This window comes from Microbacterium deminutum, assembly GCF_039530205.1.
GTDB classification, from domain to species: Bacteria; Actinomycetota; Actinomycetes; order Actinomycetales; family Microbacteriaceae; genus Microbacterium; species Microbacterium deminutum.
Genome location: NZ_BAAAOG010000010.1, coordinates 63,468 through 77,251, shown reverse-complemented (window position 1 = coordinate 77,251; position 13,784 = coordinate 63,468). Strand labels below are relative to the sequence as shown.

16 protein-coding genes and 1 pseudogene are annotated in these 13,784 nt (G+C 65.3%); 9 read left to right on the top strand and 8 right to left on the bottom strand.

All coding sequences use genetic code 11. From position 1 onward, the window contains the following. Positions 1-28: 28 nt before the first annotated feature. From ABD212_RS17320 to ABD212_RS17305, 4 genes are all read right to left on the bottom strand, one after another. Positions 29-625, bottom strand: a complete 597-nt coding sequence (locus tag ABD212_RS17320; protein ID WP_344097051.1) for a hypothetical protein — start codon at positions 623-625, stop codon at positions 29-31. Positions 626-945: 320 nt separating this feature from the next. After that, a complete protein-coding gene (locus ABD212_RS17315; protein WP_344097049.1) occupies positions 946-1,365 on the bottom strand; it encodes a hypothetical protein in 420 nt (139 codons plus the stop codon). Between the two features lie 264 nt (positions 1,366-1,629). Continuing rightward, positions 1,630-2,055 carry a hypothetical protein gene (locus ABD212_RS17310; protein WP_344097047.1) on the bottom strand — a complete coding sequence of 142 codons (426 nt, stop codon included), beginning with the start codon at positions 2,053-2,055 and terminating at the stop codon, positions 1,630-1,632. A gap of 626 nt (positions 2,056-2,681) precedes the next feature. After that, complete coding sequence (locus ABD212_RS17305) at positions 2,682-3,110, bottom strand: VOC family protein (protein ID WP_344097044.1); 429 nt, start codon at positions 3,108-3,110, stop codon at positions 2,682-2,684. 534 nt (positions 3,111-3,644) lie between these two features. Between ABD212_RS17305 and ABD212_RS17300 the strand changes: the two genes are divergently transcribed. The 8 genes and pseudogenes from ABD212_RS17300 (at position 3,645) to ABD212_RS17265 (ending at position 9,569) form a co-directional block, all read left to right on the top strand. Then, complete coding sequence (locus ABD212_RS17300) at positions 3,645-3,884, top strand: hypothetical protein (protein WP_344097042.1); 240 nt, start codon at positions 3,645-3,647, stop codon at positions 3,882-3,884. A gap of 100 nt (positions 3,885-3,984) precedes the next feature. Beyond that, positions 3,985-4,482 (top strand): annotated as a pseudogene (locus ABD212_RS19080) (DUF7882 family protein). A gap of 171 nt (positions 4,483-4,653) precedes the next feature. Further along, positions 4,654-5,340 (top strand): hypothetical protein, encoded by a 687-nt coding sequence (locus ABD212_RS17290; RefSeq protein ID WP_344097038.1) that lies wholly within the window; start codon positions 4,654-4,656, stop codon positions 5,338-5,340. Positions 5,341-5,579: 239 nt separating this feature from the next. Next, positions 5,580-5,960: a nitroreductase family deazaflavin-dependent oxidoreductase gene (locus ABD212_RS17285; protein WP_344097036.1), complete on the top strand. Its 381-nt coding sequence runs from the start codon at positions 5,580-5,582 to the stop codon at positions 5,958-5,960. A gap of 864 nt (positions 5,961-6,824) precedes the next feature. Then, a complete protein-coding gene (locus tag ABD212_RS17280; protein ID WP_344097034.1) occupies positions 6,825-7,094 on the top strand; it encodes a hypothetical protein in 270 nt (89 codons plus the stop codon). 231 nt (positions 7,095-7,325) lie between these two features. Next, entirely contained in the window at positions 7,326-8,000 is a 675-nt protein-coding gene (locus ABD212_RS17275) for an SDR family NAD(P)-dependent oxidoreductase (protein WP_344097032.1), read from the top strand. Positions 8,001-8,440: 440 nt separating this feature from the next. Further along, positions 8,441-9,397: an acyl-ACP desaturase gene (locus ABD212_RS17270; RefSeq protein ID WP_344097030.1), complete on the top strand. Its 957-nt coding sequence runs from the start codon at positions 8,441-8,443 to the stop codon at positions 9,395-9,397. A gap of 37 nt (positions 9,398-9,434) precedes the next feature. Next, positions 9,435-9,569 carry a hypothetical protein gene (locus ABD212_RS17265; protein WP_344097028.1) on the top strand — a complete coding sequence of 45 codons (135 nt, stop codon included), beginning with the start codon at positions 9,435-9,437 and terminating at the stop codon, positions 9,567-9,569. On the opposite strand, the gene ABD212_RS17260 is transcribed toward ABD212_RS17265, so the two are convergent. The 3 genes from ABD212_RS17260 to ABD212_RS17250 form a co-directional block, all read right to left on the bottom strand. Beyond that, positions 9,570-9,746: a hypothetical protein gene (locus tag ABD212_RS17260; protein ID WP_344097025.1), complete on the bottom strand. Its 177-nt coding sequence runs from the start codon at positions 9,744-9,746 to the stop codon at positions 9,570-9,572. It abuts the gene before it with no gap. A gap of 115 nt (positions 9,747-9,861) precedes the next feature. Continuing rightward, positions 9,862-10,023, bottom strand: a complete 162-nt coding sequence (locus tag ABD212_RS17255; RefSeq protein WP_344097023.1) for a hypothetical protein — start codon at positions 10,021-10,023, stop codon at positions 9,862-9,864. 683 nt (positions 10,024-10,706) lie between these two features. After that, positions 10,707-11,552, bottom strand: a complete 846-nt coding sequence (locus ABD212_RS17250) for an SDR family NAD(P)-dependent oxidoreductase (RefSeq protein ID WP_344097022.1) — start codon at positions 11,550-11,552, stop codon at positions 10,707-10,709. Positions 11,553-12,032: 480 nt separating this feature from the next. On the opposite strand from ABD212_RS17250, the gene ABD212_RS17245 reads away from it, so the two are divergent. Beyond that, positions 12,033-12,932: an oxygenase MpaB family protein gene (locus ABD212_RS17245; RefSeq protein ID WP_425561295.1), complete on the top strand. Its 900-nt coding sequence runs from the start codon at positions 12,033-12,035 to the stop codon at positions 12,930-12,932. Positions 12,933-13,156: 224 nt separating this feature from the next. Here ABD212_RS17245 and ABD212_RS17240 read toward each other — a convergent pair whose 3' ends face one another. After that, on the bottom strand, positions 13,157-13,651 hold the full coding sequence (locus ABD212_RS17240) for a DapH/DapD/GlmU-related protein (protein WP_344097019.1): 495 nt from the start codon (positions 13,649-13,651) through the stop codon (positions 13,157-13,159). Positions 13,652-13,784: the final 133 nt, after the last annotated feature.

Sequence of the window (13,784 nt, the reverse complement as noted above, 5' to 3'; positions counted from 1 at the left end):
GATCACGGACCCCGCAGCGGGAAGTGTCCTAGATCCGGCCGAGCGCGCCGGTGGTGAGCCCGACCACGAAGAGTGCAAGTCCCACCGCGACCACGATGGCGTGCGGCAACGCTACGTGCGGCCAGAGGAGGACCCAACGAATTGCGCCGGGTTGATCGTTGATGTCCTTCCACGGGCTGGGTCTTCGCGGATCGCCCTTCGACTTTCCGCCGCGCAGCCGGGGCGGAGCAGTGAAAAAACCCCAGTCGATGAGCGGCGACGACGCAGGCCCGCTCGGTGTGTTCTCAGACCAGAGCTGAAAGCTGATCACCTCGATGTCGCCCATTCGTGGGTAGTAGCGCATCTGGTGTCGCTTAACGGAGCCCTCGATCAGCCAGAACGCCAGGGCAGCGGCTGCGGCGACGAGGAAGAGACCGTAGTGACCCTGTTGGAACCCGAAACCGAGAGTCGCGAGCGCAAACGTTACGCCCCAGCTTTTGATGGTCAGGAGGCGCTGATCAAAGCCCTCGACGATCCCGACGATTACGAAATACTCGGACCGCAGATCGTCATGAAGTCGATCCGCGCTGTCGGACTGTGATCGCGATCGGCGGTCCGCAGTTTCGTCACCATCGCCGTCGCTCATGCGTCAACCCTTCCCTGTGAGCACAACCTAGTCCGCACGATGATCGATCATCACGCTCCCACATGCGCTGTGGGCTGTCGACACCTTGGGTGCGACCGCTTCGCTCGATCCCCGCACACGGGCAGTGGATCCATCTCAGCGAAGGGCAGCGTTGCGCGCGCGGCCACGCCCATAGCCGGGTTATGGACCCGCGGCAATGGAACCTGGTCGATTCGCGACAGCTGCGCATGGCGCGCGGCACGCCCCTAGTCGTTCCGGTGCTCGCACGGGGATCGCGTCCGGTCAGGAAGTCGAGGCTTCTCCGGTGGGCTAAGGGCAGACTACCGAGCTTCCGCGAGGGCGGTCTCGAGGGCCGCGACACCGGCGTCGTCGGCGAGTCCGATGTGACGCTCGGCCTCGCGGATGCGTTCGGCGACCTCGGGCGGTGTGGACGACGATTCGAGTGCCCAGTAGGCACTGTCCAGCATCCCCCTTACATGCATGCTCAGGTAGAAGTCTCCGGCTGCATGGACGATGTGCTTGAAGTTGGCGACCGCTTCGACCGCATCTTCGAGGACGCCGGCCCCCGCGGGATCTCCGTTGCGAATGAGCGCAAGCCCGCGCTCAATCTCGTCGCCGAGGCCGCTGCGCGTCGACGGGAGACAGCGAAGGGTCTCCGCGCGGGTGATGAGGTCGCGATCATCTGCGGTGAGGCGGCCGAAGCCGCCGGAGAACGATTGGTTGTCGGTTTCGGCGGTCATGCGGGTGACGCCCCCTACGTCGAGTCCAGCCCACCGTATCCGCATCCGCTCGTGGTCGGTGACGCTGCTCCTCAGCTTCGAGACGGAGAACTCGTCAACCCCATCAGTCGAAGCGATTCGGCTCTCGCGGGTAGTCACAGCAACGGATCGCTGGCGTGCGGGATGTGGGTGCGCTGTGCCGCCCGCACCTCCGTGCCAGGTTGCGGCGACTGCGGTTGCCCGGGGTGCGATTGAACACGCACACATGCTCTTCCAGGTGACGCCCTAGCGGGCGGACGAGAACACGCGGACCCGGTCGCCTTCGAGCACGAACTTCAATGCGGAGCCTGGTGGAAAGACGGTTCGGAGTTCCGCTGGGAACGCTTCGTCCACGGTCGTCTGCGCCGCGGCCGGAAACCCGCCCGCCTTGCATCCGGTCAGCAATATCCCCACACCGGACCAGGAATCGACGTCCGCATTGTCGTCGGGTACCTCATCCGTAGGAACGACCATGAAGCAGTTCGTGCCGGTACCGAGTCCGCTGTCGGTGGTCAAGACAGTCAGGCCGTAGAAGTCGAAGACCAACGAGCTCGATGACGTACCGAACCACTCTTTGGGAAGCGTGCGGATAGAGGACGGTTCCAGTGTCGCGACCTGGCGCTCAGCCCCGGAAGCAGACACAGGTGGCACGTACGTGGTGGTGAATGTCACAGCCCATACGACCCCGGCGGCAACGATGACCGAGAGCAACCACAAGACACCGACACCGATCCACCGGTGACGGGGTGCCCTGGCTGGGGAGACGACATGGTCGACTCCACTCGACGCGGACTCGTCCTCGCCCGCGGTAGGAGTGTGACCGCCCTGCCGCGGCGCCGACTCCTCAGATGCACTCGCGACGTCACTCTCGTGCAGCTCGGCATGAGATGACGGCGACGAGGCGCTCAGGCGACGCTCAAGCTCCTGAAGGCGCCGTAGCGCAGCCGGGTCCTCGTAGATGTCGGCGGCCGGACCGTACGCGCGAGCACGGAGGGCATGCAACTCACCGCGGTCACCAGCGCCCATCGCGTGATCATCTCACATCGTGAAGGCGCGGCTCTGCGCGTCAATGCCGCGCCAACCGGTCGCGCCGTTGCAGCCGATTTCCCTCGGCACTGGGACCTCATCCCGTGCGCGAATACGGATCGTTGCAGGTCCGACCCACCCGGGACGCCTGGGGCGGCAGCGCACACCTCTCAAGAGGCGAATTGCCTCTCCGGACACGTGTGGGAGGACCCATCCTGGGCGTCGGCAATTGGTCGACACCGGCGTCGCGTCAGAGCGTGCAGGGTTCGGGTTCAGCTCGCTGTATCGGCGCGCATCCTCCTCGCCATCTCCATCATCTCGGGTGTCGGCTGGCCGATCGCGAAGATGTTGCCCTCGCTGTCGCTGAACCACGCGGTGCGCTCGCCGCCGAGGTCGGCGATGCCGTCGACGGTCTTCAGTCCGGGCATGTCGTAATCGTGGAAGACGACCCCGTGCGTGCGCAGCGCCGTCGTGTCACGATCGATGTCGTCCGTCACGAGGTTGAACGCGGTGTTCTGAGCCGTACCTGCGAAGTCGGTTCGGTACACCAGCACCATGGTTCCGCCGACGTCGTAGAACAGGTTGCCGCCTTCGTTGTCGGCAGAGACCGGGTCGCGGCCGAGCACGTCGTGCCACCAGGCCTTGGCTCGATCGATGTCCGCGGCCGGAAGGACAGCCGTCGCCATCAGGTTCTCGAACATGATGATTTCCAGTCCGGGGGCGTTGTCATCCCCGCGCCGGCCCAGCGCAGCGCATCGGCGATTCGGGCGCGCGAACGTGGCCCCCGACCGGAGTGTAGACCCGCATCCGAGGCCGCGGTAGAGGCGGACATCCTCGCCGGGTACAAGATCTTCAGCGAGACAGCCCATCACGCGGACCCGCAGTAGAACCGCCGTCCGCCCCCGCCGGCGCGACCGGGCAGACCCAGTCCGCCGTGTCCGAATCCCTGCGGGCCCCCGCGTGAACGTCACCGCGGGCTCGAAGCTGAAGGCCGCCGTCCAGTAGGCACGCAATCTGGTCACGAGGCAGCTTGCGGCTGACTCATCGGCGGCGGGACCCCTCCACTCGCGCGCAAGGGTATGCCTTGTGTACGCAGGGACCGCGCCTCGCTATCGCGAACGCAGCCGCCTCGATGACGCCAGCGGAGCATGAACGGCGGCCGAAAGCTGATCGCAGGTGAAAAGTCGTTGCCCCCGGCGTACTCTGTGTCTCGGCCGGCGGAAGGAGCCCGGCCGATGAGTTACAACAGGCATCACATCACCGACCTCGACATGCGCGCGGCGAACGCTGGGGCGGTAAACGTCGAGATTGAGCTGACCTACCTTCGCGCCGGCGTTGACCCGCATTGGGAGCGGCCCTACCGCGACGGGCGTGACATCACCGACGAGCCCGCACTGTGGACGCCTTATCAGCGTGCTCGGCGTGAGTCGTTCCAGGCACGCGTCGAGCAATACCGTCAAGAAGGCTTGCTGTAGCCGTGAGACGAGTCACCGACCTCCCGCCCGCTAATGGATCCGTAGCGGTCCGCGGAAGCGAAGCATGTCCGACAAGGCTGACCCTTGCATCTGATTGGATATGAGGAGTGGGTGTCTTGGATCCTCTTCGCCCGTAGTGCTCGGGACAGCCGCAAACCCTGCTCAGGTCCCGGGCGGGCACACGTCGGCCGTGGTGTCGAGACTCGTCGTGGCCCGCGCTCCACCGCGGTCGTATGCTCCTCGCATGGGGAGGTTCATCTACGATTCGGCGGGGATTTCTGTCGATATCGACGATCGGACGCTCGCTCACCTGTGCATCGTCGTCATGAACAAGCTGCGCTGATCGGAGTCGTTCATGTTCGACGTGGAGATGGGCGATGGCAGCGGGCGCCGCAGCTTCTGGATGCACCAATCAGTCCCGACGCAATTCCACTTCTTCGGCAGCCGTGCACCTCGCATCAACCGGCAGTGGATCGAAGATCTGATGCAATCTGCGAGCGGTCCGCACGGCTTGAGCATCGTCCCGGAGCCGCCCGAAGCGGCCGCCCTGGCAACGCCAAGACCAGCCGAGGTAGGAATGGCCGTTTCGGGATCATAGACACGTGCCCACACGGCCCGGATGGGATCGGCCATCGGGCTGCGGGATTCGAGCGAGGTACGGCCCGGGCGCGGTCGCCGTGACTTTCGGATCTACACGAACGGAGAGAGAGACCATGACATCGGGACCTTCCATCCCTGGCCGGTCGCACGGCGACCGCATACTGTGACCGTGGATTTGAGAACGGGTCGCAGCGACGAGTTGGACGAGCTTCGCGCTCGGGTTTACGGGCCTACGCCGGAGCCTCCCCCGACCGAGGACGAAATCGCGCGACTTCTGGAGCTTGAGGCAGCGCAGTCCCAAGACATCGGTCTAGCTCCGCCGAGTGTTGAGGTCCGTGCGATTGAGGAAGAGCCAGACAAACCCGACCTCGCTGACCTGGGCCCGAGCGGTCCCGCCGAGGATGGGCACCGCTTTTCTGTCCGGCTGATCCCTTGGGCTGTGGCGGTCATCAGCGGGTCCCTGATCGCAGGTTTCGCGGTAGGCGCCGCGGTATCCACGCCCAAGCCGGATCTTGTGCTCCCCGAGTTCGCGAGGCCCCAGACCGACGAAGACATTCTGTCTGTCGCGACGCAGGCTCAAGTCCAGCCACTATCAACCCGGTTCATCGCGCGAGTCGACGGGTTCGACATCTACCTCGCCCGACCGACGGCGTACAACGGAACGTGCATCGTCGTAACGAGCCGAGCCGACAACGGTTCCCCCAACACCGCCTGCGGACACGGTTCTGACGCCGACGTGACAATGAACTTCGGAATCACCAGTCGACTCGGCATCACTGTCGGTGACCCGTCAACCTGGAACCTCGGGGGCAAGGAGTTCGCCCTGTCAGAGAGTGTGAGCGCCTGGCGAAGCTAAGCCGCCGGCGCCGTGAACGGTCGCGAGACGCACAACCGACGCGAGCTGCCGAGCGCTGGTGCGCCCCGGGCCGTGCGCCGCACGATCGAGGACCGGCTTAAGCGCGGTGATCGAGCGCTCAACGACCCGCTGGCGACAGGCTTGGCGTTGCTGCCGGGGGCTTTGGCCATCAGCGTTGCGCACGGAAAGTCTCACCGATCGCGTGGAATGTCTGCAGCAGCGAGATTGCTTCAACAGGTGTGAACAACGACGTCAGCGCGGCCCTGCACCGAAGTCAGCTCATCGACTTGACGACGACCGGTCGCCGCAGCAAGCTGCCTCGCCGCATCGAGATCTTCCTGCACGATGAGGACGGCGTGCTGTTCATCACCGGGATGCCGCGTCGAGACCGCACAAGGGACTGGATACACAACATCACCGCAGACCCCAACGTCATCGTGCATTTGAAGAAGGGCATCGAGGCCGACGTTCCTGCCACGGCGCGGGTAATCACCGATCCCCACGAAGCACGGCCGCTCATCGAGGCCGCCGCACGCCGATGGCGCAGGGACGATGTCGACGACATGATCGCGCACAGTCCGCTCATCGTGCTGACTGCGGCCACCGCGCCCGCCGCCTGACGGCATCCCGAGTCACTGGCCGCGGTCCCCGGCGCGAAGGAGCAGAGCCTCCCTGAGCCCGAGGACAGCCGGAAAGTGAATGTCAGAGTGAAGGCGAACGCTGCCGGGATGAGGGCGATCGCCACGACAACGATCCATCAGGCACCGACTCCCGCAACCACCTTGTCGAACGTCCGCGTCGGTCGACAGACTGCCGGCATCACGCGAGGAGTGCGCAATAGCCGATGACAGCATCCCGACCGGATCGCACGTGATCAAGCCGCGCACTCTCGAGACCCGAGCTCTGGGCCGTCGAGAACAACGAACGCTGAGCGACCGGCCAGCGGGCGCTGATGCGATGCGGCGACGGTTGACAGGGCGCTGTGCCGCGGACTGAAGTGGGGAGATGTTCGCGCCCACCGATCGAGCCCGATTCCGCGATGCGCTCGTCGCACATGCCCGTGCCGACGCAGACGTAGATGGTGCCGCCTTCGTGGGTTCCGCGGCGCGTGGAACGGAGGATGCCTGGTCGGACATCGATCTGGTTCTTCAGCTGAGATCGGCCGCGGATGAACCGGCGGTGGTGGAACGGTGGACGCGCTGGATCGACACCGAACAACGAGTCGCGGACACGCTCGACGTGATGTCGGGCGGTGTCCGGTATCGCGTGTTCCTGTTGCGATCGTCACTGCAGATCGATGTCTCTTTCTGGCCAACAACGAGTTCCGAGCGACCGACGACGGCTTCCACCTCATCTTCGGTACCGTCAACTCACCAACCTCCCCTGTCGGACCCAATCTCGACCAGACGATCGGCACGGGCTGGCTGTACGCCGTCCACGCGCGATCCGCTCTCGCTCGAGGAAAGCTCTGGCAAGCGGCGCTCATGCTCGACGAACTCCGGAACCAGATCATTGCCCTCGCGTGTGCTCGACACGGCCTGAACCCCTGGCACGGACGCGAGGTCGACCGGCTGCCGTCAGCCGAACTGGCCGCACTCGCCGACGCGCGAGCCTCGCAGGTTACCGCCGCCGCGCTCCAGAACTCGCAGAGACAACTCATCGACCTGTTCCTCGCCGAGATCGAACTCCACGACCCATCGCGAGCCGCCCGGTTGCGTGAACCACTGACCGCACGCGCTCAAGACGGACGCTGAACCACCGGCTTCCGACCGCGGATCCTTGGCCAGCCTTCATCCGACGTCGGCCGTCCGTCGCCGCTGACATGGCCAGTCATCGAACGGGATGACGAGTAAGAGCGCAAGGTTGGTGGTCTGCCCGCACCAAGAGCGTCGTCGCCAGCGCCCTCTCGCAGACAAGACGCTAGGTCATCGTGGGAGGGGCCGGCGCTATGGTCAAGACAAGACGATGAATCGAAGGAATCTACCGTGCCTGTTATCGCCATCATCGGAGCTGGACCGGGACTCGGAGCGGCAGTTGCCCGAAGGTTCGGGCGCGAAGGCTTCTCGATAGCCCTGATCTCGAGGAACCAGTCGAAGCTTGACGCCATGGCTGCGGAGCTGAACGCCGGAGGTTTGATCGCACGTGGTTATGCCGCGGACGTGCGGGTACCGGCCGCGCTTGAGGATGCCCTTGCACGTGCCGCGGCAGAGCTGGGGTCCATCACCGCGTTGCAGTACAGCCCGCTCCCGGCGCGTGAATACCTCAAGCCGGTGCTCGAGATGACTCCGGAGCTGGCGCTGGAAGCATTGCGGTTCTCGGCCCTCGGGCTCATCCACGCGGTGCGTACTGTGCTGCCGGCGATGCGGCAGACCGGACACGGCAGCGTCATCCTGATCAACGGCGGAACATCGGTGAAGGCACGCGCCGACTTTGCAGGCACATCGGTCGCGTTCCCGGCCGAGAGCGCCTACGGTGAGATGCTCCACGACGCACTCGAGGGTGAGGGCGTCCGAGTCGCGCAACTCGTGATCCCGGGAGGCATTCCCAAGCTTCAGCTTGTCAATGGCATCGACGACGTCGCCGATCGCATTTGGGACCTCCACGCCGTTGCGGGTCCGTTCCGCACTATGCTCATTCCGCTCGAGGACGGCAGGGAGTAGGACCCGCTCTCAGTGCTGACCGTGTTGCAGTCGTCGACCTGGGACCAGCACGCCGAACGGGCCGTCGCCCCGAGCAGGCGCCGGATCATTGCGCCGCGCTCGCCGCTCCCATCGCTCTCGACGTCGCGGCAGTCGGTCCGCCTTCGAGGCAGGGAGGCCTGTCGCAGTGAACGACCGGCCCGCGGGCGTGAGCGACCCGTTAAGGGGCTGCCCGAACTCGCTTCGCGTGTTCACCGGCGCAGCGAGTTCGGGCACGGCTTTTGGCCAATCGGGACGGGGTCGACAAGGTGTCCGTCTCGGCGGTCGACAGCAAGGGCACTGGTCCGGCCGCGAGCACCACCTTCCGGGTCAAGAAGTAGGCGGCCGCGCGGCCCCCGGGCGCACCGGGCCCAGGTGCCGGTAGCCTCGGTCACGGGGCTAGTGCGACCGAGGGAGCAGCCATGACGAGCACGCCGACCAACCTCCTCGAGGAGCTCGAGCCGGTGGTGGCCGAGAACCTCGACCGCCACCTCTCGATGGCGCAGGAGTGGCATCCCCACGACTACGTCCCGTGGAGCCGGGGCCGCGACTTCGCGTTCCTCGGCGGCGAGGACTGGGCGCCCGAGCAGTCGCAGCTCTCCGAGACGGCCAAGGCCGCGATGTTCACCAACCTGCTCACCGAGGACAACCTGCCGTCCTACCACCGCGAGATCGCGGCCCGGTTCGGCCGCGACGGCGCGTGGGGCACCTGGGTGGGCCGCTGGACCGCGGAGGAGAACCGGCACGGCATCGCGATGCGCGACTACCTCGTCGTCACCCGCGGCGTCGACCCGGTCGAGCTCGAGCGGGCCCGGATGGACTACATGACCTCGGGCTACGACTCCGGCGACAAGACCGTGCTCGAGGCGGTGGCCTACGTGTCCTTCCAGGAGCTCGCGACCCGGGTCTCGCACCGCAACACCGGCAAGGTCACCGGAGACCCGATCGCGGACCGGATGCTCGCCCGGATCTCCAAGGATGAGAACCTCCACATGATCTTCTACCGCAACATCGTCTCCGCGGCGCTGGATATCGCGCCCGACGCGACGATGCAGGCGATCGCCAAGGAGGTCATCGGCTTCGAGATGCCGGGAGCCACGATGGCGGGCTTCCGGCGCAGCTCGATGATGATCGCGAAGGCCGGGATCTACGACCTGCGCCTCCACCACGACGACGTGATCATGCCGGTGCTGCGGCACTGGGACGTCCTGGACCGCACGGACTTCGGACCGGAGGGCGAGCAGGCCCGCGAGCAGCTGGCGGCATTCCTCCAGGGGCTCGACGCCCAGGCGACCAAGTTCGTCGACCGCCGCGAGGAGAACCGGGCCCGGGTGGCCGCGCGCGACGACGGGGTGCAGCAGGACATCGTCGGGTCCTGAGCCGAACGAGCCGGGCGACGACGGGTACCGCCGGATCATGAAGATCATGCGCACCGGGGCCCACATCGGCGTCGCCAAGAAGCTGTACGACGAGGCCCGCAAGCCCGAGAAACAGCGCCGGATCAAGCATGCCGTGGCGGCGGCGCGCGAGCGCCGGGCGCGCCGCGCCTGATCAGGACACGGGGCGGATCGGTCCGCCGCCGGGCGGCACCGCCTCGAGCACCTCGACCTCGTCGCCGACCCGGATCGTGACGCCCGCGGCGTCGGGCGCCAGGTTGATCCCGAACCAGGTCTTGCCGTCCCACCGCCGGATCCGGGCCAGCGAGGCGATCGGCTCCTTCTCGCGCAACCCGGTCCGCCCTGACAGGGATCCGCAGTGCGACGATCAGCGACGGACTCGCCACAATCGAATTCGCGGCTCATGCTGTTGCAGTGAACGACCGCCTTGTGCGACTCATCATTTGTCAGTGGGAGCCGTTGAAGAAGAGCATCTTTGAGCCGTCTTCGGCGGTCCAGATGTGGCCGACCCATCGCAGGTCTCTCACCGGCGGTGGTTTGCCCACGATGAGTCTGGGCAAGAGGGTGGGCCACGCCCGCCGTGCTGCTTCGTCCTCGAAGAGATACATTCCTTCGGGGTACACATCAGTCACGATGGGGGCGCCGGACTCGATCGCCGCTTTCCCGTTGGCCCGCTTCACCCGCTCCGCTGATTGTCGATAGCTGCGGCCATTCGCAGCCCTGATCGATCCGTCGGCTTGGAGATCGACCGGAAACCGCCGAATAGCTTCCACTCGTCCATGCCGGAATCCTACTTTCGAGCGCCGAGCCGGTGCCGCCGCGACTACTGTGCGCCGGCCCCGACAGCGACCGGCTTGTGGGCGAAGACCCGAGCCGACTTCGGGGTGTAGAGTCGCCGTTCGCAAGACTGTTTTACAACAGCGCGCTCACTCCTCGGAAGCGGCGGATTCAGGTCTCGCCTACACCCTGATTGCGATGGGTCGGAATCACTTGCGGGCATCCGTCTATGGCATATCCCGCGTCCGCTGAATCGATGGCGATCTCCACGAGCGTCACACCGCGGCAGTCCCTGCCTCGACCCGAGCTGCTGCGCCCAGAGCGGGAGCCTTTGATCGGCTGGCGCTCATCGCACCGGCGACCAATTGGTGGCGGGTCCGGCGCGGCATGAGGAATCCTGAGTCGCCGTGTTTGTCGCGCCGATTGTCACGTGGGCGGTCGGGGGTCCGATCGCCAGCGACAGACGCTGAATGACGGTCACCGCCGCTGGAGGGCGCCCTTCGAGGCTGACCGACTACAGCGTTCTAAGTCGCAGCGTATACAAATCATCCTTGCTGATCTGCTCCGCGCGAAGAGCCATCCGTTCCACATCATCGGTTACCCGTATAAGGCACCCCGACATCGCGTCCAATCTCCCCGATGCGATGAAAGTGACCAAATTCGCCGAAAGTTCTGCTGGTACATCCTCGCCCGCCAGAATGTATTCCCGATACCACGGAAGATAGGTTCGACCCTCTACCGATTCAATCAGATATTCCGTCATGGCTGTACGCACCGAGCCCGGGTCGATGGCGAAGGCCATAAGGCCGTGCGCACGGCCATCAGCCGCAAGACATTCGGTCAAGCGTAAGACGGCGGCCTTGGACGTAGCGTATGCGCTGCCATTCATCATGGGGCCCAATGCGGCCCCGCTAGCGACATTGATGATTCGGCCCGTGTTTTGCTTGAGCATCGTTCTGCCAACTGCTGTGCTGCATAGAAACGTGCCATTCAGGTTCACGTCGACCGTATGCCGCCAATCTTCGGGATCCGATTCCCAGATGGGGGCGGGCCTGCCGGTCACACCTGCGTTGTTGATCAGGACACCAATTTCGCCGAGTTCTCGCTGTACGGTTGCAACCATCTTCTCTACCGCTCTGTGGTCGGTAACATCCGCAGAGACGGCAAGAACTCGTCCCCCGACCTTCTCTATCAAATCAACCGTTTCGGCGAGCTCTGCCTCGGTGCGGGCGACCACCGCTACTTTCGCTTTGGCGGCGCTCAATGCCTGAGCCATTACCCGTCCCAGACCGCGTCCACCACCGGTAACGATGGCAACCTGCCCACTGAGATCGACATCTGTCGTATCAAGCGGCGTCATGGTCGCACCCTCATATCTTGTATTCCGGCAGTCATCGCAACAGGGGTGATTCTGGGAGGCTAGCAGGGTGGTGAACAGGTCCGCCGGGGCTCCGTCGCCGAGGGTGTGAATCGTGGCCGGTGGTTGAGGTCGTCCTCGACGTGGGCGACGTCGGTGGCTGTGTATGGAGAGGTTGGTCGACTTCGAGAAGTAGCGGCGCCAGAGCCCGGCGATCTAAACCCGCGGCTACTCGCAAGCCATCTTCGCCAGCTGAGTTTCCCATCGCCTGCGCCACCACCGTGCTCCCAGGGACGGCTGCGATCCTAGACGTTATATGCCGAGTCGAGCACAATCGTCATGCGCGTTCATGGACCGTGTTCCGAACCGCTCGTCGCGCCTACCCCCACTGGGCCGTGGCACGCTTGAGCAGTGACCCGACTTCCCTTACGCGCGCGACTACTCACGGCGCTGGCGGGTGATCCGGACGGCACGCCCTCATGGGTGCGAGCCTTGGCTGAGGGTGACGATGGCGGCTACTTCGCCGACGGCGGCGCCGTCTGGACGGTTCATGCCGGCACGGCGACATTCGTCGCGGGGATACGGGCGCTCCTCATCCAGGCTCTGCACCCGGGCGCGATGGCAGGCATCCATGACTTCTCGCGCTATCGGGAGGACCCCATCGGACGCCTCACCGGCACGGTGCGCTGGGTCATCTGCGTCACCTACGGGTCAACCAAGCAAGCTCACACGGAGACGGCCCGCGTGGGTCGCCTTCATCAGCGGGTTGCCGGCACCTACTCGACGGATACCGGACGCCGCACGTACTCGGCGTCGGACGCGTCGCTTCTGGAATGGGTCCACCTTGCCTTTACGGAGGCATTCCTCGGCGCCCACCAGCGCTGGGGCGGCCCGATCCCGGGCGGCGCAGACGCGTACGTGCGCGAGTGGGCGCAGGCGGGTCGACTGATGCGAGTACCGAGTCCGCCCGAGACCGAGGCCGATCTGAGGTCGCGGATGGATGCGTACCGCGACCGCGGTGAGCTCCGGTACGACGCGCGCGTCGCCGAGGTCGTGCAGTACCTCCGCGACGTCCCCTTCACCGGATCGATGCGATTCGCTTACCGCGTGCTGTTCGCCGCTGCTGTCGCGAGCCTGCCCAGGCAATATCGCAAGCTGCTCGGTCTACGACGAACCCGCCTTCCTGTCATCACCGCGACCCGAATCGTGCTCGCCATCTCTTCCCGGGCCCTCGCAGCGGGTCCACGCGCCCAAGACTTCGCCCGCCAGCGACACCATCGACTGCAGCACGCACTGCACGCCGCACCCATTACGAAGCGGGAGTCGGCGATCCCATCCGCAGCGGACGACAGATCGCAGCAGCGCTCCAACGCTGAGGATTGAAGGCCGTCCTTCATCGCGGTGAGGCAACTCGCGACACCCGCTCTCTGCGAGCACGGTGATGAGGGAGCTGCGGTTCGTTGAGAGCACTCGATAACGCGGCGGTTGTTGGCACACACGTTAATCCGTGGGCCATCGAGCCACCTTCCTTCGAACGGTCACGGACCGGTTTGGGCGGCGAGGGACGCTCAGACAGGGGTCGCCGCGGGCATCCGGGATGGTGGGATTCAGGACGTGACGGTGCGAACTGCGCGAGCCGGCGAGCCGACGACGATTGTGTTCTCGGGGACGTCTTTGGTGACGACGGCTGCCGCTGCGACGACAGCGTTGTCACCGATCGTGATGCCTGGCAGGACTGTGACGTTCGCTCCTATCCAGACGTTTCTGCCGATGATGATCCGGGCGGGATGCAGGTCGCCGCGCTTGCTCGGGTCGAGGTCATGATTCAGCGTCGCCAGCACCGTGTTGTGTCCGATGAGGCAGTCGTCGCCGATGACGATGCCGCCCTGGTCCTGAAACTTGCATCCGGCGTTGATGAAGACCCGCTTGCCGACCTTGATGTTCTTCCCGAAGTCCGCGTAAAACGGCGGGAACACCGTCACCGACTCATCGATGGGCGTCCCGGTCAGTTCGGCGAGCAGGTTTCGAACCCGCTCGGGCGAGTGGTAGCTGCTGTTGAGCTCAGCGGTGATTCGGAGCGCTTCCTGGCTGGCCTGGTGCATGACGACGCTCGCGCAAGGACAGCGTCGGATGAAAGGCCTTCCCACTTCGTGCACAGCCGGTCGATAGACCGCCCGCATGGGGATCGTCAGCGATGCAGCACCTACCGTCGTAGGTGTGCATTATTCCCCAGTG